The organism is uncultured Tenacibaculum sp. (assembly GCF_947498805.1).
Classification (GTDB): Bacteria; Bacteroidota; Bacteroidia; order Flavobacteriales; family Flavobacteriaceae; genus Polaribacter.
In genome coordinates this window covers 286,734-310,515 of the sequence record NZ_CANMLT010000002.1, presented here as the reverse complement: position 1 = coordinate 310,515, position 23,782 = coordinate 286,734, and the positions used below count along the sequence as shown (strand labels likewise).

20 protein-coding genes are annotated in these 23,782 nt (G+C 31.6%); 4 read left to right on the top strand and 16 right to left on the bottom strand.

Going from position 1 to position 23,782, the window contains the following annotated elements:
• Positions 1 to 98: 98 nt before the first annotated feature.
• Entirely contained in the window at positions 99 to 3,575 is a 3,477-nt protein-coding gene (locus Q0873_RS04425; protein ID WP_299104622.1) for a VIT domain-containing protein, read from the top strand.
• Positions 3,576 to 4,003: 428 nt separating this feature from the next.
• Here Q0873_RS04425 and Q0873_RS04420 read toward each other — a convergent pair whose 3' ends face one another.
• Positions 4,004 to 6,022 carry a DUF3857 domain-containing protein gene (locus Q0873_RS04420; RefSeq protein ID WP_299104621.1) on the bottom strand — a complete coding sequence of 673 codons (2,019 nt, stop codon included), beginning with the start codon at positions 6,020 to 6,022 and terminating at the stop codon, positions 4,004 to 4,006.
• On the bottom strand, positions 5,988 to 7,817 hold the full coding sequence (locus Q0873_RS04415; RefSeq protein WP_299104619.1) for a transglutaminase-like domain-containing protein: 1,830 nt from the start codon (positions 7,815 to 7,817) through the stop codon (positions 5,988 to 5,990). The genes Q0873_RS04420 and Q0873_RS04415 overlap by 35 nt, the downstream gene beginning before the upstream one ends.
• Positions 7,818 to 8,240: 423 nt before the next feature.
• Between Q0873_RS04415 and Q0873_RS04410 the strand changes: the two genes are divergently transcribed.
• On the top strand, positions 8,241 to 8,774 hold the full coding sequence (locus tag Q0873_RS04410) for a hypothetical protein (RefSeq protein ID WP_299104617.1): 534 nt from the start codon (positions 8,241 to 8,243) through the stop codon (positions 8,772 to 8,774).
• Between the two features lie 146 nt (positions 8,775 to 8,920).
• Here Q0873_RS04410 and Q0873_RS04405 read toward each other — a convergent pair whose 3' ends face one another.
• From Q0873_RS04405 to Q0873_RS04355, 11 genes are all read right to left on the bottom strand, one after another.
• Positions 8,921 to 10,408 (bottom strand): hypothetical protein, encoded by a 1,488-nt coding sequence (locus tag Q0873_RS04405; protein ID WP_299104616.1) that lies wholly within the window; start codon positions 10,406 to 10,408, stop codon positions 8,921 to 8,923.
• Between the two features lie 36 nt (positions 10,409 to 10,444).
• Complete coding sequence (locus Q0873_RS04400; RefSeq protein ID WP_299104615.1) at positions 10,445 to 11,092, bottom strand: SPOR domain-containing protein; 648 nt, start codon at positions 11,090 to 11,092, stop codon at positions 10,445 to 10,447.
• Positions 11,093 to 11,156: 64 nt separating this feature from the next.
• Positions 11,157 to 13,451, bottom strand: a complete 2,295-nt coding sequence (locus Q0873_RS04395; protein WP_299104614.1) for an FdhF/YdeP family oxidoreductase — start codon at positions 13,449 to 13,451, stop codon at positions 11,157 to 11,159.
• The gene (gene fdhD, locus Q0873_RS04390; RefSeq protein WP_299104613.1) at positions 13,441 to 14,241 is read right to left on the bottom strand and encodes a formate dehydrogenase accessory sulfurtransferase FdhD; all 801 of its coding nucleotides are present in this window, start codon (positions 14,239 to 14,241) and stop codon (positions 13,441 to 13,443) included. Before fdhD ends, Q0873_RS04395 begins: the two co-directional genes overlap by 11 nt.
• A gap of 156 nt (positions 14,242 to 14,397) precedes the next feature.
• A complete protein-coding gene (locus Q0873_RS04385; RefSeq protein WP_299104612.1) occupies positions 14,398 to 15,594 on the bottom strand; it encodes a class I SAM-dependent methyltransferase in 1,197 nt (398 codons plus the stop codon).
• 3 nt (positions 15,595 to 15,597) lie between these two features.
• Positions 15,598 to 16,884, bottom strand: a complete 1,287-nt coding sequence (locus tag Q0873_RS04380) for a hypothetical protein (RefSeq protein ID WP_299104611.1) — start codon at positions 16,882 to 16,884, stop codon at positions 15,598 to 15,600.
• Positions 16,885 to 17,787 (bottom strand): hypothetical protein, encoded by a 903-nt coding sequence (locus Q0873_RS04375; RefSeq protein WP_299104610.1) that lies wholly within the window; start codon positions 17,785 to 17,787, stop codon positions 16,885 to 16,887.
• A 28-nt stretch (positions 17,788 to 17,815) separates the two neighbouring features.
• Positions 17,816 to 18,475 (bottom strand): pyridoxamine 5'-phosphate oxidase family protein, encoded by a 660-nt coding sequence (locus Q0873_RS04370; RefSeq protein WP_299104609.1) that lies wholly within the window; start codon positions 18,473 to 18,475, stop codon positions 17,816 to 17,818.
• Between the two features lie 17 nt (positions 18,476 to 18,492).
• Entirely contained in the window at positions 18,493 to 19,008 is a 516-nt protein-coding gene (locus Q0873_RS04365; protein WP_299104608.1) for a GNAT family N-acetyltransferase, read from the bottom strand.
• 4 nt (positions 19,009 to 19,012) lie between these two features.
• Positions 19,013 to 19,303 (bottom strand): DUF1272 domain-containing protein, encoded by a 291-nt coding sequence (locus tag Q0873_RS04360; protein ID WP_299104607.1) that lies wholly within the window; start codon positions 19,301 to 19,303, stop codon positions 19,013 to 19,015.
• Positions 19,303 to 19,821 carry a DinB family protein gene (locus tag Q0873_RS04355; RefSeq protein ID WP_299104606.1) on the bottom strand — a complete coding sequence of 173 codons (519 nt, stop codon included), beginning with the start codon at positions 19,819 to 19,821 and terminating at the stop codon, positions 19,303 to 19,305. The genes Q0873_RS04360 and Q0873_RS04355 overlap by 1 nt, the downstream gene beginning before the upstream one ends.
• An 80-nt stretch (positions 19,822 to 19,901) precedes the next feature.
• Between Q0873_RS04355 and Q0873_RS04350 the strand changes: the two genes are divergently transcribed.
• Positions 19,902 to 21,380 (top strand): PLP-dependent aminotransferase family protein, encoded by a 1,479-nt coding sequence (locus Q0873_RS04350; RefSeq protein WP_299104605.1) that lies wholly within the window; start codon positions 19,902 to 19,904, stop codon positions 21,378 to 21,380.
• Here Q0873_RS04350 and prmC read toward each other — a convergent pair.
• The 3 genes from prmC to Q0873_RS04335 are packed head-to-tail and all read right to left on the bottom strand — an operon-like array spanning position 21,370 to position 23,270.
• The gene (gene prmC / locus Q0873_RS04345) at positions 21,370 to 22,287 is read right to left on the bottom strand and encodes a peptide chain release factor N(5)-glutamine methyltransferase (RefSeq protein WP_299104604.1); all 918 of its coding nucleotides are present in this window, start codon (positions 22,285 to 22,287) and stop codon (positions 21,370 to 21,372) included. The genes Q0873_RS04350 and prmC overlap by 11 nt on opposite strands.
• Positions 22,284 to 22,763: a hypothetical protein gene (locus Q0873_RS04340; protein ID WP_299104603.1), complete on the bottom strand. Its 480-nt coding sequence runs from the start codon at positions 22,761 to 22,763 to the stop codon at positions 22,284 to 22,286. Before Q0873_RS04340 ends, prmC begins: the two co-directional genes overlap by 4 nt.
• A gap of 15 nt (positions 22,764 to 22,778) precedes the next feature.
• Positions 22,779 to 23,270, bottom strand: a complete 492-nt coding sequence (locus Q0873_RS04335) for a GNAT family N-acetyltransferase (RefSeq protein ID WP_299104602.1) — start codon at positions 23,268 to 23,270, stop codon at positions 22,779 to 22,781.
• Between the two features lie 50 nt (positions 23,271 to 23,320).
• Here Q0873_RS04335 and Q0873_RS04330 point away from each other — a divergent pair, with 50 nt between their 5' ends.
• Positions 23,321 to 23,782 carry an LEA type 2 family protein gene (locus Q0873_RS04330; protein ID WP_299104601.1) on the top strand — a complete coding sequence of 154 codons (462 nt, stop codon included), beginning with the start codon at positions 23,321 to 23,323 and terminating at the stop codon, positions 23,780 to 23,782.

Genomic DNA, 23,782 nt, shown 5'->3' with positions numbered 1-23,782 from the left:
ATTAGATAGCTTCCCTCAATAAAAAGGTAGTTACCCTCATTACTGGTTTTATTTTTTAGTATAAATATTGAGTTTTACTTAATATTAAAGCCTATACTATGAAAAAACTACTATTCATCAATTTCTTATTAATAAGCCTTGGACTTTATTCTCAAAACACTCCAAAAATCACTTTACAAAATGGTGAGCAACTAAAGTTATCAAGTTTAAAAGTAAAGACAGAAATTACTGGAGATTATGCAACGACCACCTATGACATGGAATTTTATAACGGATTGGATAGGACACTGGAAGGTGAACTCTCATTTCCTTTAGGAGAAGGACAGTCGGTTTATAAGTTTGCCATGGAGCTAAATGGAAATTTAAGAGAAGCTGTGGTGGTTGAAAAAGAACTAGCACGTGTTGCTTATGAAACAACTATTAGACAAAACATTGATCCAGCACTCTTAGAAAAAACTAAGGGAAATAATTATAAAGCAAGAGTGTATCCAATTTTACCTAAAGCGACTAAAAGAGTTGTTTTAACTTATGAAGAAAAGCTTTCAAGCAATAAGAATAAGTTAGTTTATAATCTACCATTAGGATTTAAACAGACAATAGATTTTATATCGATAGATATTTTTGTTTACGGGATCTCCAAATCCGATAAAATAAAAGTAGTAAGTGAATTATCTAAAAACCCAAATTTTATAAGAAAAGGGAATGTTGTAAACGCTTCTATAGTACAAAAGAATGTAAAACCTCAAGAACCAATTAAAGTAATCATAGCAAGTTCTTTCGAGACAGAAAAAACATTAACCTATAGAGATTATTTTTATACTTCTGTAAAGTTTAAGAATCAATTTCGCGATAAGAAAAAGCCTGAAAAGATATGTATACTTTGGGATGCTTCTTTTTCAATGAGAAATAAAATCTTAACAAAAGAACTAGAACTTTTGAGTAAGTATTTTAGTTATTTGAAAAATGTAGAAGTTGAGTTTGTTTCTTTTAATAATGCTATAGTTAACAAGAAAAAATTCAACATATCTGAAGGTAATTGGGATATAGTCAAAAAAGAAATACTAGCTCAAACTTATGATGGTGGAACCAATTTAGAAATACTAAAAACCATACCTCTAGATGCTAAAGAGGTACTTTTATTTTCAGATGGATTAACGAATTTAGGAAGTATAAAAAGGTTAAAGAGTAAAACAATTTACACGATCAACTCATTAATCTCTGCTGATCATTTCTTATTAAATACCATTGCAACTAATCTAGGAGGTGTGTATATAAATTTAGGAAAACTTGATAGCAATGAAGCATTTAAGTTATTAAAGAGAGAAGTATTACAGTTTTTAGGGTATCAAAGTACTTCCAGTTTAGAAGAGGTATATCCAAAAAATAGCGTAAATATTATGAATGATTTTGTGATTTCGGGTAGGTTTAAAAGAAAGTCTACAATCAAATTAATATTTGGGTATCAAGATGAGATAATAAAGGAAATTTCTATTGATTTAGATAGATCTAAGAAATCAAGTCAGGTTAAAAGACTTTGGGCAAAAGAAAAATTAAAATATTTAAGTGTAGATAAGGAAGAAAATAAAAAAGCAATTATTTCTTTAGCTAAACAGTATCAATTAATCACAGATTACACATCAATGCTAATTTTAGATAGAATTCAGGATTATGTAAAATATAAAATAGAACCGCCAAAAGAACTAAGAAGACAATACAAAGCACTGTTAAGAGAAAGAGAAGAAGATCAAATTTCCAAAAGAGAAGACTTTGAATTGAGAAGAGAAGATATCTTTGATCAATATAAAGAAGTTACAGATTGGTATAATGAAACTTATCCTTTAAAAAAGGTAAAGAATAAGAGAATAAGTCAAACTTCTAGTACTAGCAACATTTCTAGGAACCAAACAGTAATAGCTTCTTCAAATAATACAAACACTAGTAATTCTAATGATAATGCCGTTAACAATGATTCTAATGCCGATAATTCAATAGAGAAAACAGATAATGATTCAGAAGAAAATACATTAGTCTCTGATATTGATTATTCTAAAAACGTTGTAAGAGGTATTGTTAAAGATTCTTCAGGTCCTTTACCTGGCGTTAATGTTTGGGTAAAAGGAACAAGAAGAGGAACAGAAACAGATTTTGATGGTAAATACACAATTAATGTTGAAAAAGATGAAGTTTTAGTTTTTTCTTTTGTGGGATGTGTAACTGAAGAGGCTGTTGTTAGCAATAGGAATATATTAGATATAGAATTAGAAGAGGATAACGTATTAGATGAAGTAGTGGTGGTAGCTTATGGTTCAAGACAAGTAAGAAGTTATACTGGTAGTGTTGCTATTAAATCTAATGAAGGATTAACATCAGGTGTTGTTGTTGCTCAAAATAGTTCTGAAAATGAAAATACGGTTGTAAGAGGGAATAATATATATCAAGAGGCAATAATGTATATAGTCAATGGAATTCCTGCAAATAAGAAGGTTATTGAACAACTTAAGCCTAATGAAATAGCTTCTGTTCAAGTTATAAAACCAATTGATGCGGTAAAGCTTTATGGGGAAAAAGCCAGAAATGGAATCATTATTTTTACTACCAAAAAGGGATTAATAACTCATAAAAAAGAAATAGAACGTTTAAATCTGTTAATTGAACAAAGAATAGAATTAAAGGCATGGAATCCTGAAGTTCCCTATTTGGAAGTTCTAGAAAAAGAAACTTCTGTTGTATCTGCCTACGATAGGTATTTAGAAATCAGGGATCATTATTCTAATAGTCCAATGTTTTATATAGATGTAGCTGATTTCTTTGATCAAAGGGGAGCAAAAGAAATGGCTATTAGAGTATTGACAAATTTAATAGAGATAGATTTAGATAATTATGAACTTCTAAAGGCATTAGCGTATAAGTTGGAGTATTTTAAGGAGTATGATTTAGCAAAATACATTTATAAAAGAGTTTTAGAGTTAAGACCTGAAGAACCTCAGTCCTATAGAGATTTAGCTTTAGCTTATGAACTAGCGGGAAATTATCAAGATAGTTTTGATTTGCTTTATAAAATTTATAATGGAGATCTTATAAAAAAAGATGAAGAAGAACGATTTGATGGTATAGAAGCGGTGGTATTTGTAGAGCTAACAAGGTTAGTGTCTAAGTATAGAAGCAAGTTAAGATTAGATAAGCATCAAAAAAAGCTTTTTAAATCCATGCCTGTTGATATACGTATTGTTGTAGATTGGAATCATAATGATACTGATTTGGATTTATGGGTAGTTGATCCAAAAGAGGAAAAAGCCTCTTATAAGAACATAGAAACAGAAATAGGAGGAAGAATGTCATTAGACATGACTGATGGATATGGACCAGAAGAATTTATGCTTAAAAAAGCGATAAAAGGAAGATATAAAGTTATGATTGACTATTATGCTGATAATCTCCAAAAAATATCTGGACCTCCAATTTTGAAAGTTACAATGTTTACCAATTACGGTAGGAAAAAAGAGAAAAGAGAAACGATTATAGTAAAACTTGATAAAAAGGAAGACTATATTGAAATTGGAACTTTACAGTTTTAATGAGGAAGAATTTTGCGTAATAGTAAACAATAACCAAAACAAGCAAGAAGATGGATGTAAATCCATCTTTTTGTTTTTTATAAGATGTATATCAAATAATTCTAATTATTCGAGTTGGTAGGTAAAAGTATTATCTGAAATATTAGATGCTACCCTCTAACATTTTAGAGAGTGGTATATGAAGACAACAGATAGTAGTATATGAAGCCGTAGATAAATAGTATATTAATTTCTACAGTTGCGTAGACAACATACTACAGTACTGTAGACAGAAGACTACAATAGCATAGTACAATTAATACAGGCTTGTAGTTTAACTAAATCTCCCAGATTTCTCAAGAATCCCCAGCTACCGCACGAAATGAATCCATCTTCTTTTTTATAGAAAAATATTTTAGTTCTAACACTAGCCGATTATAACTAGTAATTTAGGATTTTAGTTTAATAACGAACCTTTTATTTTTTGCTTTTCTAACTTCGTTATTGAGTTGTTTTAACTCTGAGTAATTCTCCTTTAAAATGACATTCTTTTTTATCTTATATAAAGATTTAAACTTAAGTTGATTAGCCTTGTTTTTACTAATTTGAAAAACATATTCACCATAATCATTTTTAAACTCTATATTTCCATTTTCAATACCTAAAACTTCAATTTTAGAATCAAAATCTAGATGAAAGATCATATCATCTGAAAAGGTATAGTCTAAGTAGTAGTTTAAATCTGAATTTTCTAAAGGCGTTTCAACTTGATTGTGATTGATTAGTTTATCTAATGATAAACTTACTAAACTATCGTTAATATGGGTAATTGCATTTTTAACCTCTCCACTAGAGTTTATAATAAAAGAGAATGGTTTTTTAGGAGATAATCTTGTATTGATAACAGAATCTATTTCTAGGGCTTTATTATCTCCTTCAAATTCAGATAAAGCATTATAATAGTTGCTAGCTTCTTTATCTTTACTCATCAAACTAAAAAAATCTCTTAATTCTGTAGATAGTCCTCCAGAGATTCTAAGTTGAGATTTAAAAGAGGTCTTTTTATTTGTCTTATTAACCTTACAATAAACCCTTTGACTCACTTTATTATGAGTAGGATTCATACCAGGCAGTACTATTTGTCCTGTTGATACAGAATCTTCTTTGGCCAATTTAAAGTCTCTCGATATAAACTTTTCTTTTTTTGTCTTTTTTAGGTTTGATTTTCGTTTAACTAAAATGGCTTTGGTGTTGTAAATAGATGTAGGAATTTCATCAATTCGATATTTTAAATTTTCACTATGCGGATATAACAGATTTAGATTCCCATTTTCATTTTCCATCGCAAAAAAGATGTGATCAAATTCTCCTTTTCTAATATACGTAGGATCAATATTACCAGCGCGTTTACTTTTGGCAAAAACAGCCCAGTAATTTATTTCTAAGTCTTCTAGAATTTGTCTGTAAAATCTTCTAATACTTAATGGGTCAAATTTCTTTTCCTTTAAAAAATAACCACTTGATTTAATTAATTCACTTGGTACAATAGGGTTTATTTCAAAGTTGTTTAGAACTTCGTTATATAGTAAGTTAAATTTATAATACTTAGAACTGTCTTTAGCTTCTCCTATTACTCTTCTTTTCCAACGTTTGTAATAAGAAGCTCTATGATAGTCAAGATTAAGTGGTTGTGTTAATGTATTAAACTCCTCATTATATACATGTTGCCATGTTCTTAGTTTATTTTCTTTATTTTCTAAGGCGTAATACAAATAAGGTAATTCACAAGAAAAACAACTGTATTTATTCTCTTTGTATCCCTTTAATTTATCCATAGAGAACGATAGGTATAGAATAGAATCATTTGCAATAACTTTGGGTTCTATAAAACCATTATAAGGTTTGTATCTTACTTTTACACTTGGGGGGGCTTGAATAGTATATTGAGAATTTTTACTAGGTAAACTGTTATGTAGACTTACATAGCTTGATAGATTTGTCTTTCTAACGTATTCATAATACACATAAGATACAGCAATGGTATCTCCAGGTTCTACTGCTGGAATAGGGTAATTTATAGCTCCGAATTTCTTCTTTTTACCTTTTTTCTTAAAAACTAAACTCGAATCTAATTTTACCGAAGTACCATCAGCTTTTAAAGTTTTAACATCTATCTGTTTAATATGATTGCTTTCATATTCAGACAAGTTTAAAAAGGCATAATTTTCTACACCACTGGTATTGTTGACCACTAACTTATAGTCTATTGAAATATATTTTTTATACTTGGCCCAGTTTTTTTGATAGGTTACATCTGTATAAGAATGCAAGTAATATGCATCTGCATTTTTACATAAGCTAGAAAAACTATCCTGTATTTCATTTATTCCTATGAAACTAAAAAAAAGTATAGAAACAGATAAAAGAAGAAAACTAAACTTTCTTTTTCTTAAGTAGAATTGGTTCATTGATTATCTTTTTGAATGATTGTAAGATCTTGTTCGTGTTATCTATGTTTTCTTTATTTATAAAGATGTAGTCAAAAATAAAGTCATACTCTAATTGGATTTCTAAATCTGAAATGTAACTGATTTTAAAAAGCAAAGACATTCCTTTTTCTTTGTAAGCAAATTCTTTTGGTTCGAAATTTTCAATTGGTTCATCCAGTTTAATTTGCGCGATAACTTTCTTTTGAAAGGGATATTTTACATTTGTACCATCTAACAAGCTTTCTCTATTTTCGGTTTCAATTAGCTTTGGTAAAAAATCAGGAAATAAATATTTCGTTAGTCCGTCATTAAAAGTTTTACCACTAATTGTAAGGTCTCCTTTAAAACTAAGATTTTCTTGTTTGTTCGATGTAGTTAAATTAGAAATAGATTGATTTCCTAATATTTGTTCAAAATAGGGCTGTATAATACTTTCAAATTTCTTCTTTGATAAAGTTTTCAAAGCTCTTTGTAAGAAATTATCTGAAATACCAGAATACTTTATATCAAATGATCCATTTAACAACATTTTTTCCGAATCTGTGGTTAAGTATAATTGATATATGATGCTGTTTTGTTGAGGAGAGAATTGTTCTACTTCTAACGGCTTTCCACCATTTGAGTTAACGACTAATACGGTACGTCCTTGTAAACTTTGAATAGGTGTTTCTTGTCTATGAATAGGATCAGTTGGGTCTAACAAAATTTCTTTATCATCTATATAAGCAACACATATTACATGATTAGCAGCACTTAATGAGGGGAAATCACAATCGCTAAGATGATCAAAGGTTGCTGCTAAAGCAATATCACTTTTAACGCCTTTATAATTTAAAGCTTCAGATAAAAAATTAGAAAGATCTTTGCAATCTCCTTGCTTATTTGCAAAAACTTCATTTGCATGAGACGGAATAAAGGCACCCATTCCAATTTCAATTGCTACATACTTAAAGTTATTTTGAACGTAGTTATAAAGTATTTTTATAAGTTCTCTTTTATCATCAACACCAGCTGTTAATTCGTCTATTTTAAGTTTAGAAGCATAATTTAAACCTCTTTTTAGCCTAAGGTTTTGATAGTACCAATTATTCATGTACTCCAAAGGCTTTTTGCTGTGTTGACTTGGTACTATTAACGTTTGCATTAATGGAACCTTTAAGTTCTTATAGATACCAAATAATTGTAATGGATTATGAACAACTTTTTTAGGAGTGGTTTTGATATTCCATATAGAACTATTGACATTTTTTATAGAATCTATAGAGAAATAGTCTAAAGAGTCTTTCTCTATAATTTTATAAGCTAAATCAAAGGTATTAGGTATTTTGATTTGATATTTTAAAGAGTCAATGGTTTCATAAGAAAAAAATCTTAGGCTAGATAAATACATTAACTCATTACAACTAATTGAATATCTTAAATATATATCTTCGTTTTCTGGAATCGTAACAATTTTTACGCTTTTACTTGCTATATATTCTAATTCAACATTTTCCTCAATAACTTTTCCAAGATCTAATTCTTTTAATCGGTTTTTCTTCTTTCGATAAAGTTTAATATTAAAAACTTTTTCTAACTCAGTATCAAATAAAATAGGGTATAAGCGAAGTTCTTCGCTTTTAGAGAACTGTATAGTTACTTCTCTTATAAAAGAAGAATCGTTTTTAACTTCAATTTTCTCCGACTTGGAATTAATATGAAAATCTTGTGCATAGACAAAAGCATTACATAAAATAACCAATAAAAGAAATATGACTTTTTTTGAATTTTTCATAGCTAACTTTTCAAGAATAGGCATGTAATATGCTCAATACAATTTTTTAAATATTATTAGAAATTATAGCAGTTCTTTTAAGGAACGAAAATACGGATTTTATTATTTTGTAATAGAAATACTCAAAAAAATAATTTATTACTTTAGGGCTTTAAACTAAATTGCTATTGAATATCTAATCATTAATGTATCTTAATAATTTACCATAAAAATATTAGAGTGTTTTTAATGAGTAGAAAGGTTGAATAATTTATAGAAAAGTCAAATAAATAATGCGAATAAAGAGGAAAAAGATACTAGTATTTATGCTGTTTATATGCTATGGCATATATACATATGTTGAAAAAGGAAGATTTACACTTATAGACGTTTTAGTTAGCCTTTTTATATCGGTTTTGGTGTATGTTATTTTTATATGGGGCTATGAAAATTAAGAATCAATATGTTATACAAAAGTGTGCTGTAGTACTTCTTTTTGCATTAAGTCCGTTGTTTTTTTGTTGTCAAAATGTAAAACCTAAAGAACAGCATGTTTTTAAACAGGAGTTAAATAGGGTGGTAGAGAAGTATATAGAAGATACTCCAATGGATGTAGGTCCATCTTTTTTGTCTCATCCATCATATCATATGTATTTAAGAAAAAAAGATAAGGATACTGTTTTGACATTGATACAATTTCCTCATGTTAATAGTTTTGATATTGATCTGGAAAACGAAAGTGAAAAAGGAGCAACATTTAGGGAAATAAAACCCAATGGCTGGTGTTTATATAAGAACAAATATCCAATTGTTGTTTTTGATAAAATAGACTTTAAAAACAAGTTCATAGATAAAGAAGAACTTATTAAAATCATACCCGATAGTTTGAAGTTAAAAGAACAAGCAAGATGTTATGTAAGAAATCCAAACATGACAAATTACATATTAGCCAATGGTTTTTTTTGTAGAAAATTCTGAAAGGTAGTTTACTAAACATCCATTACACCTTATGAGAATAATGTTCGTTTTTAGAATAATGTTCGTTTTATAACACAAACTCATAGTATAAAAAAAGAGGAACTGATTGAGTCCCTCTTTTTTATATATGTTATTATTTTATGTTCTTACTTTTTAACGCTTAAGAATGAGAAATTATAATTCACTCCAAAGTTGATAAAGGTACTACTTAATCCACCGCCACGAGCTTTTACATACCCTAATCCACCTCTTAGATGTAAGTTGTTGGTGAGTTTATGAGTTATACCAGCGCTTGGCTTTACAATTAGTCCTTGTCCTGTACTAATACCACCACCACCGGCAGCACCTCCTAATACCTGTAAGAAAGCTGAGGTTGTATTGTTAAAGAAACTATTAGTTTGTACTCCTAAACCAACAATTCCTTCAGCATAGGCTCCTGCATCACCAAAATTGGCAAAGGAAGTTTGTCCAGCTCCATAGATGTATTTGTTTAGGAAAAAGTTGACTTGTAGTGATATTTGATGCATGTTTTGTTCAAATCCACCATCTCTTGCTGCGTTTAGATATACATCTTGTTTTATAATAGCTTCAAAACCTTTAAATTTTCCTTGGCTAAAGCTAGTTTTATCATCTAAGATTCCGTCTTTATCAACGTAATACTTTAATCCAATTCCAAAAGTTGATGATTTAAAATGAGAGTCTGGACTCATCATAAACCCTTTATTAATAGAGGCGTATACATTGTCAAATAACTTTTGTTCGATAGATAAATCAGGGTAAATTAAGAAACCTCCTTTGGTATCTACACCACCGCCACCTCCGGCACCTACACCGAATTTAGCAAGTATGTTGGTACGGTTTTTATTCATAGATAAATGATACCCTCCTCCTAAGAAAATATCCATATATCCTGCTCTAATTCCATGATAAGCACCATCTGCTTTCACAAAAAAGAAGAATTCATCAGTTAAATAAGAATTCAGTTCAAAACCAGCCAAACGAATAGTTCTTCCTTCATAAGATCCGTTGGTAACCGATAGGTTGTTTAAATGTACTAACAAAGACAAACGATTGCTTTTGGCTTTCCAAGAAGTTGTTTGTAAATCTTCAATAGCAAATGACTTTTCACGATCCTTAAAACGAGTCGTTTCAAAAGATAACGGAATTTGTACCGCTACATTCAATTGGCTGCTGTTGATTGTTCCTCCATCAAAGAAATTGATATAGCTATATCCTGCTGTAGCAGAGAAATGTTTAAAATCATATCCTAAGTTAAAGTGGGGGAGTATAAATGCACCACCGCCATCTGGAGCTGAGGCACCACCACCTCCTCCGAAGTGAATACCAGTATCAATAAATAAGTTATCGGTAATCTTTTGTTGAATTCCTGCATTGACACCTAGAGTAAAGAATCCACCACGAATTCCTCCTACGGCACCATAAAACCCAACTCCAGCATAACTCCAATCGTTCAGTTTTAAATTGTAATGAAGTCCGGTGAAATCCATATTCGCCTCATTACCTGGCATTTTAATAGATAAAAAATCTACCTGACCAAAGCCTAATTGTGTTTTTCTTTCAGGAACTTCTTGTTGCGCATACAAAAAATGAACACTCATAATTCCGATTATCATGAGTGCTCTTTTTAAATTTGAATATATCATAAATTTTTAGTGATGTATTTTTTGTCTCTTTCCGTTTACATAAGAGGCTACAAAGGCATCTTTAAATCCTATGTTTCTCAATTCTCCACGAAGTTTTCTAGCTTCTGCTAAAGAGGAATATAAACCTAATGAATATTTAAAATAGCTTCCATTTGGTGCTGCAATTCCCGGGGTGTACGAAGATGAAAGTAATGGGTACTTCTTATCAGAAAATACACCTACTTGTACAGAGTATACTGTTTCTCCTTGAGTAGCATTGTCTACATCTCCTTCAAAAGTAGCAGTATCCATAGCGTTATCAGTACTTGTAGAAGCTGTATCATCATTAGTACTACCTCCTTTGTTACTTCTTTTAGCTCTTGCTTGTGCTCTTTGAATACTATCAAGTACACGAGTAGCTTCTTTCTTTTTTATAGATGCGATTTCTGAATCAGAAATAGTTCCACCTCCATTCGTGTAAAAATAGTATGCCAGTGCTGCTGCCAACCCAAATAAAATACCAAATAGAATAGGAGTAATTTTAGATTTCTTTTTAAATGATTTAAAGTCGTCTTGAACTTTAGTTAACTCATCTTCTGCTTCTTCGCGTTTTAATTTAGCATTATCGAAGTCTTCTTGCATTAACTTAAACTTCTCTTCTTCTATAAAAGGCATAATAACGTTATGTTTTGATTAAGTAATAGGTTTACTGGTGACTAAAATACAATTTTTTTTAATTTTAACTTTTTTTAACAGAAATAATTACCGTTTTAGAGGCAGGAGTATGACTTATACGTGCTTTGCTTCTTATTGGTACTAAGACATTTGCCTCAGGGAAATAGGTAGCTGTACATTGCTTAGGAATGCTATAAGGGATGGCTAAAAATCCGTTAGCAAAGCGTTCTTCACCTTCAAAATAACTTGTTAAATCTACTTTGTCTAATTTATTGATACCTAATGATTTCATATCATCAGGGTTCATAAAAACAACTCTTCGCTCGTTTAAAACGCCTCTATAACGATCATCTAACCCATAAATAGTAGTATTGTACTGATCATGGGTACGAATAGTCATCATCATAAATTGATCTTGCTCTAAAGACAAATCAGAAGGTTCATTTACTGTAAAGTTTGCTTTTCCAGTATGAGTAGGAGAGAAGTCATTCGCTCTAGCATTGTTAGGTAGATAAAAACCTCCTTTTTCTCTAACACGTTGGTTGTATTGGTCAAAACCAGCAATAGTTGCTTCAATTTTATCTCTAATAAGGTCGTAGTTGGTTATTAAGTCAGACCACGCAACTTTTGAGTCTTTAAGGGTAGCTTCTGCCATACCTGCAACAATAGCTGGTTCACTTAATAAGGCATCTGAAAGAGGGTTTAAATGTCCGCTAGATTTATGTACTACTCCCATAGAGTTTTCTACAGATACAAATTGCTCTCCCGTTGCTTGCATATCTTTTTCTGAACGCCCTAAGCAAGGTAAAATCAAGGCTTGTTTACCATGAATTAAATGGCTACGATTTAACTTAGTAGAAACATGTACAGTTAAATCACAATTTTGCAAAGCTTCGGCAGTGTATTCAGTATCGGGTGTTGCAGAGATAAAATTACCTCCCATACCAATAAAAACTTTGGCTTGTTTAGCTTTCATTGCTTCAATAGCAGCTACTACATCATATCCGTGCTTACGAGGTGCTTCAAAAGAGAATTCTTTTTCTAAGTTTTTAAGGAAACCTTCTTTAGGTTTTTCCCAAATACCCATGGTTCTATCTCCTTGAACATTAGAGTGCCCTCTTACCGGACAAGTTCCTGCACCTTTTTTACCAATACTTCCTTTTAGCAATAATAAATTTACCACTTCACGAATATTATCTACTGCATTTTTATGTTGGGTAAGTCCCATTGCCCAGCAAATAATAATGTTCTTACTAGTAGCAATAAGCTCCGCAGCTTCTGTGATTTCAGAAAGGCTTAAACCAGTTTGTGGTAACAATTCTTCAATGGTATAGCTATTAATATCTTCAATCAATGCATCAAAACCTTGGGTTTTCTCTTTGATAAATTCCAAATCGAATACAGTACCTGGGTTTTGAGTTTCTTTTTCAATTAAAAGCTTCATGATGATTTTTAGCAAGGCTACATCACCATTAATTTTAACCTGTAAGAAAATATCGGTTAGTTTTTGACCGGGTCCAATCCACTTTAATGGATTTTGTGGATCATTATAGCGTAAAAGTCCAACTTCTGGTAATGGGTTTACAGTAATGATTTTTCCACCGTGCTTTTTAGTATCTCCTAAAGCGGTAAGCATACGCGGGTGATTGGTTCCTGGGTTTTGTCCCATAACAATAACCAAATCAGCATGATTAAAATCATCTAAAGTAACCGAACCTTTTCCGATACCCAAGGTTTCAGATAACCCTGCACCACTAGATTCATGACACATATTTGAACAATCGGGTAGGTTATTAGTACCAAACTGACGTACAAACAATTGATATAAATAAGCTGCTTCATTACTAGTTCTTCCAGAGGTATAAAAAATGGCTTCGTCTGGAGAAGCTAAAGCATTTAGTTCTTTTCCTATTAAGTTGAAAGCATCTTGCCACGAAATTTCTTCGTAGTGTGTTGCTCCTTCTTTTAAAATCATGGGATGTGTAATACGTCCGCTTTTTCCTATCTCGTAATCAGACCATTCCGACATTTCTTGTACGGAGTGGGTGGTAAAAAACATAGGAGAAACTCTATTTTTAGTAGCTTCTTCAGCAATAGCTTTTGCACCATTCTCGCAATATTCTGCTAAAAAAGCACGCTTTTCATCTGGATCTGGCCATGCACAACCAGGACAATCAAATCCTTCTTTTTGATTGATTTTGGCTAATAACCTAATTCCTTTTCCTAATCCAACTTCTTCAGATACATGGGTTAATGCAGATTTTATTGCTTTTACACCTACAGCAGATTTAGGAATTTCAGTTAATTTGATTCCTGTTAATTTTTCTGGTGGTTGGGCGTGTGTTTTTTTATCGCTCATAGTGTATATATTGAGGATTAGCGTATATAGTCATTTTAGTATCTCTACTGAATCCGATTAAACAAATACCGAATTCTTTGGCAAAATCAACTGCTAATGTTGAACAAGCAGATACTGCTACAATAATAGGAATTTTAGCAAAAAAAGCCTTGCTTACAATCTCGTAAGAAACACGTCCGCTTACTAAAAGAACTTGTGTTTCTTTTAAAGCCTTGTTTTGCAATAGATTTCCAATACATTTGTCGACAGCATTGTGTCTTCCAATATCTTCTTTTACAGCCAGTAATTCATTGTTATGATTGAAAACAGCAGCAGCATGGCTTCCACCTGTAACTTTAAAAGTTTCTTGGTGTGAACTTAACTGTGTAAACATTTGCTGTATTTGAGTTTGGGTAACGGTATGTGTATTAATTAAAGAATCTCCAGACATTTGTATGTCATCCAATTCTTTTTTACCACAAATACCACAGGAAGAAACAGAGAGTAGCGTTCTTTTGTTGAGATATCCTTTTCCTAATTGTTCTTTAGGGATTTGTATATTGATAATTCTTGAAAAATCTTTCTTTTCTTCTTCTATTTCGAAACTAAAAGAAGTTTTTCCTTTATAAATATCTTCGGCATACAATAAACCTCTTATCAAGTCAATATCATTCCCAGGAGTACGCATTACTACGGTATAGGGCTGTTTATTAATATTGATTTGCAAAGGTGCTTCAATAACCAAATGATCTGATATTTTATCACTTAGGTTATCTTTAATTTTTATGCTTTCGTATTGATTTGTTTGCATGAATTTTCAATATCTACAAACTTACGAAATAAAGTATACAATAACTTGAAAAGCCTTGGAATTCCAAGGCTTTTCGCAGACGTTTTATTTTTCCCTTAAATTAAAATAAAACACAACAGATATAGGGACTTCTCAGTCTCTGATATAACGTGTTTATTATTGTTTTATTGCTAATGGGATGTATTTTTCACAAATAATTATGATATGTTTATTTTCTAAATTAGTGGTAAAAAAGAGATATAAATTACCTCCTTCTTTTAATTTAGTTTTCTTTCTAATTTCTGCTACGGATATCGGAAAGTTTCTCGTGGTAATATTTGCTTTTAAATTAGGAATCTCTTTTTTCAATTGTTTTTTATCAAAAGGGATTACTTTTTTAATGATAAAGCTTCTTCCAGGAAAATCAATATATTCATTAGAAGTGTATAAATGTGAGTGCTGATGAAGCTTAGCTACTTGGAGTTTTTGGGCTACCTGATGGAAACCTCCAGATTTTAAAATAGCAGTATTCGGCTCATATAAGTAGTGTAAGGGCAGGGAATAGGAAGCGCTGGCTTCTTCTTGAAAATCAAAATCAAATATTTGATCGTCTTCCTTTTGAAGATTGATCGTTTTAATGCGTATCACTCCTTCATATCCCTTTTCTAACAAAAATAACAGCTCTTTAACTTCATTTTTAACTCCTACAATATGGATTTCTTTTACAAAACGAAGTTCATCAATAGTCCCCTTAATGTCTAAAACAGGGGAGTTTTTGATAAGTATGGTGTTTGATTTACTAAATAAAAAATCAATGTTTTCTGGAACATTAGGTAGGCAATCTTTTAATAAAAATACTTTCCCTTTTACATCATCTCTTCTGGAAGGGTCAATATATATGCAATCATATTGCTGTGGGTTCTCATCTAAATATTCCAACCCGTTTTTTGCAACTGTTGTAATATGATGTGCTTTTAGTTGCTCATAGTTATAAGCAACAATGGTAGAAAGTTCTTCATTGATTTCACAATGCGTAACTTCTTTAAATTGTTTAAAAAAATAGTAGGCATCAATACCAAAACCTCCAGTAATATCTATGATAGAATTTCCTGATACCAGTTGAGCTTTATATGCTGCCGTAAGTTCTGAAGAGGTTTGCTCTATACTTAACTTAGGGGGATAGTAAATATGTGATGCCTCAAACCATGTAGGAAGCTTTTTTTCTGACTTTTGCTTGGCTATAATTTGGTTAGCCAACTCTTGAATTGAAATGTTTGCAAAAGGACTTCCCTTAAGAATTAGCTTATTTATATCTGATTTTAAGTTAGAATTGATAAATTCTTGTACTTCTGTATGTAGTATTTCTTTGTTCAATGTTTAATTATATCCTTTTACGGTTCCCATACTTAAACTACCTCCATTTTCAAAAGTATGATTGGTAGGTAATAAAGTGCCACTTTCTGTGGTAATCCAATCTTGCCAAGTTGCTGGTACTCCTTCCATTTTCATGCTAGGTACGTACATTTTATAACTTATAGGGATATTATTTTTGTCTAAAATCCACAAATACGAATCACCTGGAGTGGTTCCTCCAACGGTATACTTCACCAATAACGCTTCTTTATTATCCACCATTTTAATAGATCGAAGAATGCCTGGTTCAAATAGCTTATGAGGAGCAACTAGCCAAAAAGAATCATTGTTAAACAATCTTTCTGCTCTATTTACTAAACTCGTATCTGCTTTTTCTAATGGTTGTTCATGAACAAAAACGGTACTTTTATTTAAATTGTTTGGATGTAAGTTCACACTAATTGAATCCCAAGAAACATCTACAATATGTTTGGTTTTATCCCATTTATAAGAACGTCTTCCTCCAAAGCTCCATTCTAAAAAGCGTGTGTTTTTATACGCCTCATGATTGATGGCTTTTAAAATACGGTTGGCAACAATATCTGCTTTTGTGTTCATTGCTTTTACGTCACCCATGTCTATTGATAAGCCAAACAAGGAAAGCGTATGTTGTGTTGGTAGTTCAATTCCGGCATCTGTTTTGGTCCATTGATCCCATGTAGCTTCTATTCCACCAATAGGAATAATTTGTGTCCACATTTTGTAAGAAACAGGTTTGAAATTATCATCTAGAATCCATAAATAAGAATCTCCAGGAGTTGTACCACCAGAAGTATAAGTGATTAATAAGGCGTCTTTACCATTGTGCTGTACAATTCTTCTTTCTGTACCTGGATCGAACACTTTAAAAGGAGCAACTAACCAAAAAGAATCATTGTTAAAGAAGTCTTGCGCTTTTTTAAATACGTTAGCGTCTGGGTTTTTTACAAGTTGTTTGTCTGTAGTATACAGTTTATTATTATCAGGTTGATTTAAGAATAAATGCACTTCTTTATCATCCCACTTAACAATAACCATATTTTCGCTTTTTACCCATTTATAATGGTGCGTTCCTCTAAAGGACCATTCTAAAACTTCGGTATTTTTATAGTTTTCAAAGTTTAGCGCAGTAAGCATTTTAGTAGCAAGTGCATTTGCTTCAGCTCCCTGTTTTCCTTCAGGTAATTTTTCATTGTTGATAAAATAAACCGCTCCAATTACTATAATTATCAATAGTAATAAGATTCCTAAAAATTTAAATAGTTTTTTCATTTATATCTGAGTCAATTCTTTAATTCCGTGAGCCAATTCATCTGCCGCTTTAGGGTAATTTCTAAACCACAATTCTGGTTCTACCAATTCTAGCTCTGCAAGCGCCAATTGGTTATTGTTGTCTATAAAAGCATCTACACGAGCGTAAATAGGGGACTCAAAGCATGCTTGTACTACTTTTTCGGCAAAGGTTATTTCTTGTTGAGTAGGAGTGTACTCATGAACAGAACCACCAAAATCGTCTTGTACTCTAAAATCACCAGATTTTGCTTTTTTCAATACCGCATGAGTAAATTTACCATTCATAACCATATAAGATACTTCTCCTTTTTCAACAATGTTGTATTGAAAGGGTTGCATAATCATGGCTTCTTGAGAAATTAACTCAGAAAATATAGCTTCATGTGCTGCTATATTTTCTGAATTGATTTTATAGGTATGTCTAGAACCTGCTGAGATGCATGGTTTGACTACAAATTCTTGTAAATTGTATTGAGTAGAAAGTTCTTCAAGGGTTTTTGAGGCTCCTTTTTCAATAAAATAAGATTCACATATATGTACTCCATTTTTTTGTAAATCGAGTAAGTAGTGTTTGTCAAGGTTCCATCGAATAATGGCTTCAGAGTTTAATAAAATGGCTTGTTGACTTACTTTTTCTAACCATTTAGAAAATTCTGAAAAGCGTTCAGAATAATCCCATGTAGTTCTAAATAGTATGAATTTTGTACTGCTCCAATCAAAATTAGTATCGTCCCAAGACAAGCGAATAACTTTTAAGCCTTGTTTTTCTAATGATTGAAGTACATAATTGTCTTCATCTATTACATTCTGAATATAGTTATCACCCTCTTTTATAGTTAAATAACTTTTGCTAGTGAGTATAACAACATCGTATTTTTTCATAGCCCCAATTTACTACAAAAATTATTGATTATTGATTTGCTTGATAGTAATTCATTACATGTGTTGGAATAGCAATATCTTCAGGAAGTTTATCGTCAGAAACAGGGGGTTGTGCTACTTGTTTAAGAGGTACTAAACCTGCCCAAATAGGTAAGTTCTCATCTTCGGGTTCATCATTTACCCCAACATCTCTTATTTTGGCAGAAGCCGATTTAATAGTCATTTCTACTACTAAGGTTCTGTCCAATTCATGTGGATGCATAGGCCTAATTTCGTCCCATCTTCCTTGCATCATATGTTCCATAAAACATTCTAAAGCATCCGATTTTTCCTGATCATTTTCTATTTTCTTTACAGTTCCAAATAGGGTAGCAGAGCGGTAATTAACAGAGTGATGTAATCCTGAACGAGCTAGAACTAGAGCATCTAAATGCATCACGGTCATGCTCATTTCACCTGCATCTAAAAGTGCTAAAAGCATTCTGTTTGCTTGTGAGCTGTGTAAGTATATTTTGTTGTCTTTTCTTCCATAAGCCATAGGCAATGAAATAGCTTTTCCTTCATAGGTATAGCTGACAAAGCCAATAAATCCAGCATCTAAAATAGTATTGATTCTTTCAATATCATATGTAGCTCTATTTTGACCTCTTTTAATTCGGTTTAATTTTGATTTTGAGTATTCTTGCATTGTTTTTTTTATTAAGGTTAGAGTTCCTTTGCGTAAATAAAGTTTTCAAAAGCTTTTCCGTTGACCCAAAAAGTATAATCACCTACTTTTTTGAAATCGAGTTTCTCATAAAACCTCATGGCTTTTTGATTTTTGATATATGTGGTAAGCCATAGCTGGTTAAACTCTAGTTCTTTGGCTTTGTTAAAGATCGTTTCGTATAATTGAAACCCTACTTTTCTTCCTAAAAACTCTTCCAAAACATAGATTCTTTCTAGCCTACATACATTTTGATCGGTAATATGTTCATTAACTTGATTTAAAATCAATTTAGCATAACCAACAGGGAAGTTATTTACATAGGCAATCCAATAAATGTTTTCTTCACTTGCTATTTCCTCATGTGTCTTTTTTATGGAAAAGGCTTCATTGTTATAGTTAAATAAATCTTCGGCATTGTTTATATAATGCCCATGAGATTCTGAATAGGTAATTCTACCTAATAGTGCAAGTGTTTCTGTATGACTTGTAGAGGCTTGTTTTATGGTTATCATGTTATTATCTCGTTTCTGGGGGAATATTTTTAATCCTATTAATTAATTCTCTTTTCTCTTCTAAATTTTTAGGATCGTAGACCCTTTTCGTAGAAGCAGGGTATTTTTGAACATATTGCTGCGGTCTTATAGGCCTTGGAACAAAATTACCTGTACAACTCGGACATACATTTTCAAATACTTCTAAAGCACAGGTTTTGCAATAAGTACATTCAAAAGAGCATATCATTGCTTCGGTTGAAGTATTGGGTAAATCGATACCACAATGTTCGCAATTTGGTCTTAGCGCTAGCATTATAAATAGCGTTCGTTAATAATATTGATATGCCACATACTATGACCTAATAATATATATGCACAAGCTCTTGCTGATACTGCTGCATTACTTGCGGTTCCCATATTTATCAGATGCTCTTCTGGAATGCTGGCAATGAGGTTTAAAGAGTATTGGCGTGTTAATTTAAACTCCGTTAACAGCGCTTCTAATGATTTATTGTTGGCTTCTGAAGGCTCTATATAATCGTTTTGTTCAAAACCCATTAATGGAGACTGATCGTTTCTAGCAATTCTAAAGAAACGGTACATGAAAATACGTTCTGTATCTATAATATGCTGCAAAATTTCTTTGATCGTCCATTTTCCTTCTTGATATCGATGTAATAATTTGTTTTCTGGAACATTCGAAAAGAAGTCAACAACATATTTTTCATCTTTTTCAAATCCAGCAACTAGTTCGGTGTCGGCAGCTACTAGATTGATATAATTTCCATAGTACTCGTTGTATTCGCTCGTTTGTAGGTCTTTTTTGGTCATTTTTAGAAGTTTTATGCTTCAAATGTAGTACTTTTATGGACTATTCTATTCGTCCAGAATTAAAATAATAAATAGTCCAGATGTTTCCGTATAAAACTTCCATATCGTTAGATAAAAAGCTAAAAGAACCTTTGTATTTACAACTATCAAATCAGTTTATCAATTTAATACGAGATGGTAGATTGGCTACAGGAACCAAACTTATTGGTACACGACAATTAGCAGAAGTTTTAGAAATTCATAGAAAAACAGTAGTTGCGAGCTATGAAGAACTTGCTTTGCAGGGATGGGTAGAGAGTGTTCCTAAAAAAGGAACTTTTGTAAATACTGATTTACCTTTGATTCAACAACAAGATTATGTTGATGCAGCTTATGAATCTTCTCAGGTTAGTTCTGGGTTTTCTTTTTATGAGAGTCCTGTTTTAGAACATAAATTAACTCAAAAGAAAGAAGGAGTTATTTATATAAATGATGGAACTTCGGATGGTAGGTTAACTCCATTAGATGAAATTGCAAGGACATATAGAAGAATAACTTCTCGAAAAAGTACTTATCATCACTTAGATTATGGTTCTACTTATGGAAATGATACTTTGAGGGCAGTTTTAGCAAATTATCTCAATCAATCGAGAGGTTTAAAAACAGCAAAGGAGAATATTTTAATTACTCGAGGAAGTCAAATGGGAATGTGGCTTTCTTCTCAATTGTTGTTAAAACCAAAGGATGTGATCGTGGTAGGAGAGACCAATTATGCCTCGGCTGATTTAACCTTTAAGAATACTGGAGCTAGACTTAAGAGAGTTAGAGTAGATCAATGCGGACTGGTTACAGATGATTTAGAACGTATATGTCAAAAAGAAACTATTAGAGCAGTTTATGTAACTTCTCATCATCATCATCCTACAACGGTTACTTTATCCGCTCAAAGACGAATTCATTTATTACAATTGTCAAGAACCTATAATTTCGCCATTATTGAAGATGATTATGACTACGATTTTAATTATAATCATGCACCTATATTGCCTTTAGCAAGTCATGATACTGGTGGTAATGTTATCTATGTAGGATCTGTTTGTAAAACGGTAGCTCCTGTTTTTAGAATAGGCTATTTAATTGCTTCTAAAGATTTTGTTGATGAAGCGGCAAAGCTAAGAGGTTATGTAGATAGGCAAGGAGATGCTTTATTAGAATTGACTTTTGCTGATTTTATTAAGTCTGGTGATTTAGATAGGCATATTAGAAAAGTACTAAAAGTGTATCAACAGCGTCGCGATTTATTTTGTAAGCTTTTAAAAGATGAATTAGGTAACTATTTTAGTTTTGATATTCCTAAAGGAGGAATGGCAATTTGGGTTACTTTAGATAAAAAATATTCTTGGAAGGAGTTACAAGAAGCTGGAGAGCAGTATCAATTAGCCATAGGGAATTACAAGCGCTATGACATGGCAGAAATGCGTCATAATGCTATGCGAATTGGTTTTGCAAGTTATAACGAAGAAGAGATTTATGAATTGATAAAAAGATTAAAGCAAACCATGCTATCTATTACAAACTAGCCTTGATCATACGATCATTTCCAAAGATATCTTTGCGTAGCTCAATATTTGTAAACCCTTTACTTTCTAGCATTGCTACTGTTTCTTTTCCTAAATATTGATTGATTTCAAAGAATAACAATCCATCTTTTGTTAAATACTTTTTAGCTAAATCTGCTATCTTTTTGTAAAAAATTAAGGGATTGTGATCGTCCACAAACAAGGCTAAATGGGGCTCATTCTCCAATACATTGTTTTTAATTTCCTCTTTCTCTAAGTTTCGTACATAGGGCGGATTCGAAACAATGATGTCATAGTATACGTCATTACGAGGAGTTTGCGACGAAGTAATCTTTTCAATATTTAAAGATTGCGTCATTTTATGCGCAATGACATTTAAATTATCGACTTTTAAAATATCATCGTGTAAAAAGTCAATTACTACCTGATTCAGCAATGCATTTTCTTTAGCAGTTTTTAAAGCTTCTTCTGAAACATCAATAGCGCTAACCTTGGCATTTGTTAAGTTTTTGCTGATACTAATAGGAATACAGCCAGTACCTGTGCCTATATCTAAGATATTCAATGTAGTTTCTTGAGAAACTTCGTTTAAAATCCACGCGACCAATTCTTCGGTTTCTGGCCTTGGAATTAAGGTGTTTTTATTGACCTTAAAAGGAAGTCCGTAAAACTCTGTTTTTCCAATGATATATTGAATAGGTTCTTCTTTCAGAAGTCTACTCAAAGCCTGGTTTAAAATGACTTGTTTTTCTGAAGAAATTTCGAAATTAGGTTGCATTACCAAATCGATTCTTTGCAGTCCTAAATATTCTTCTATTAAAAACAAGAAGAAGGTGTCTATTTCTGTTTGTGGAAAAACAGCAGAAAGTTGTTCTGTAAAGTAGGTTTTGTATTGTTTTAAATTCATTTTAGACGACTATAATAACCAATAGTTCTTACAAATGTGGAATCATTTTTCCAGCTTACAAACTTATCAATTTGTTCAATTCTTGAAGAATCTTCTGGAAATATTTTTAACCCCTCATCCGTTTTAGTAACCCATTTTTGATATTGTTTTAAAATAATATTCAATTTTTCTAAACTAAAATCTAAATTTCTAATTGAGTCAATGTTTTCTGTTTTAGAAAATATTGTATCAATATTATACTCAAAGCCTTTAGCTAAAACTTTATCACCTTCATCAAAGTTGAAGTGATAATTAGGGGTGAATTTCTTGTTTGTAAATTGTAAGCTATAATAACCACATCCATCTATAACAGTGTCCATGCCATCTTCTAGTAAAATGTATTTATTAAGAGAGTATTGACTGTCAAACGGATTATAAGTAGGTCTTTCTTTACAACTTATAATTATAAAAAAGAATAATAGGTATATTTTTTTCATAGCGATTTATACTTCTTAAAGCTCTTTTAACATCCATACATTACAAGAATAATGTCCGGTATTTCCCATTGGTTTGTCGAGGTTTACAAAGCCGTTTTTCTTATACAAAGCTCTAGCTGCTTCCATATAAGGCATGGTTTCTAGGTAACATTGATCAAATCCATCTTTCTTTGCTTTTTCTAAACAAAAATCAATTAATTTACTTCCCAATCCCTTTCCTCTAATGGCAGGAGAGAAGTACATTTTTTGAAATTCACATACGTTCCCTTCGTAATTATCCAATTGAGAATATCCAGCTCCTCCTACAATTGTACCTTCATGTTCAATAACAAAATAACCAGCCTTTTCTTTTTGGTAGGTTTCAAACATTTCATCAGTTGCTTTGTCTTCATAGGCAGTTCCTACTTTAGGGACTCCCAATTCAACTAAAACTTCACGAATAAGCTTGGCAAGCTGTAAATTATCTTTTTGTTCTATTTCTCTGATTATAAAGTCGGATGTTGTCATAGGAATGTGCTACTTTTGCAGGAGCAAATTACCAAAAAACGAGAATTTAAATGAAGAAGTTATTGTATTTTTTTATGGCGGTGTTTTTATGGAATTGTTCTGTAAAACAAAAGCCTGATTTTATAAAGGTAGATGACGTAAAGTTATTGTCTATTGTTTCTGATACTATTAAGCTATCTGCCAATGCTTTTTTTAAAAACCCGAATGATATTGGAGGGAAAATTTCAACAGATTCTATAAAGGTAATTGTAAATGGTTCAGAATTGGCAAGGGTTTCTTCAGAAGAGTTTAAAGTACCGGCCAGAAAAGAGTTTGCTATTCCGTTACAAGTGGTAATTCCTACGAAAGAAGTTTTTTCAAATAACAAAAATGGAATCTTAGGTGGTTTGCTAAACTCTTTGATAAATCAAAGTATAAAAGTTCAATTTAAAGGAGATTTGCGCTACAAAGTATTTGGGTTTTCTCATGTGTATCCTGTAGATAAAACAGAAGATATTAAAATTAAATTCTAG

Bases quoted from the DNA above. Each gene is read 5' to 3' on its own strand.
- Q0873_RS04365 (WP_299104608.1), bottom strand. From the start codon at position 19,008: ATGATAACCATAAAACAAGCCTCTACAAGTCATACAGAAACACTTGCA.
- prmC (WP_299104604.1), bottom strand. From the start codon at position 22,287: ATGAATTTAAAACAATACAAAACCTACTTTACAGAACAACTTTCTGCT.
- Q0873_RS04425 (WP_299104622.1), top strand. From the start codon at position 99: ATGAAAAAACTACTATTCATCAATTTCTTATTAATAAGCCTTGGACTT.
- Q0873_RS04335 (WP_299104602.1), bottom strand. From the start codon at position 23,270: ATGACAACATCCGACTTTATAATCAGAGAAATAGAACAAAAAGATAAT.
- Q0873_RS04350 (WP_299104605.1), top strand. From the start codon at position 19,902: ATGTTTCCGTATAAAACTTCCATATCGTTAGATAAAAAGCTAAAAGAA.
- Q0873_RS04405 (WP_299104616.1), bottom strand. From the start codon at position 10,408: ATGATAATCGGAATTATGAGTGTTCATTTTTTGTATGCGCAACAAGAA.
- Q0873_RS04375 (WP_299104610.1), bottom strand. From the start codon at position 17,787: ATGAAAAAATACGATGTTGTTATACTCACTAGCAAAAGTTATTTAACT.
- Q0873_RS04415 (WP_299104619.1), bottom strand. From the start codon at position 7,817: ATGAAAAATTCAAAAAAAGTCATATTTCTTTTATTGGTTATTTTATGT.
- Q0873_RS04360 (WP_299104607.1), bottom strand. From the start codon at position 19,303: ATGCTAGCGCTAAGACCAAATTGCGAACATTGTGGTATCGATTTACCC.
- Q0873_RS04410 (WP_299104617.1), top strand. From the start codon at position 8,241: ATGAAAATTAAGAATCAATATGTTATACAAAAGTGTGCTGTAGTACTT.
- Q0873_RS04370 (WP_299104609.1), bottom strand. From the start codon at position 18,475: ATGCAAGAATACTCAAAATCAAAATTAAACCGAATTAAAAGAGGTCAA.
- Q0873_RS04400 (WP_299104615.1), bottom strand. From the start codon at position 11,092: ATGCCTTTTATAGAAGAAGAGAAGTTTAAGTTAATGCAAGAAGACTTC.
- Q0873_RS04420 (WP_299104621.1), bottom strand. From the start codon at position 6,022: ATGAACCAATTCTACTTAAGAAAAAGAAAGTTTAGTTTTCTTCTTTTA.
- Q0873_RS04355 (WP_299104606.1), bottom strand. From the start codon at position 19,821: ATGACCAAAAAAGACCTACAAACGAGCGAATACAACGAGTACTATGGA.
- fdhD (WP_299104613.1), bottom strand. From the start codon at position 14,241: ATGCAAACAAATCAATACGAAAGCATAAAAATTAAAGATAACCTAAGT.
- Q0873_RS04380 (WP_299104611.1), bottom strand. From the start codon at position 16,884: ATGAAAAAACTATTTAAATTTTTAGGAATCTTATTACTATTGATAATT.
- Q0873_RS04395 (WP_299104614.1), bottom strand. From the start codon at position 13,451: ATGAGCGATAAAAAAACACACGCCCAACCACCAGAAAAATTAACAGGA.
- Q0873_RS04340 (WP_299104603.1), bottom strand. From the start codon at position 22,763: ATGAAAAAAATATACCTATTATTCTTTTTTATAATTATAAGTTGTAAA.
- Q0873_RS04330 (WP_299104601.1), top strand. From the start codon at position 23,321: ATGAAGAAGTTATTGTATTTTTTTATGGCGGTGTTTTTATGGAATTGT.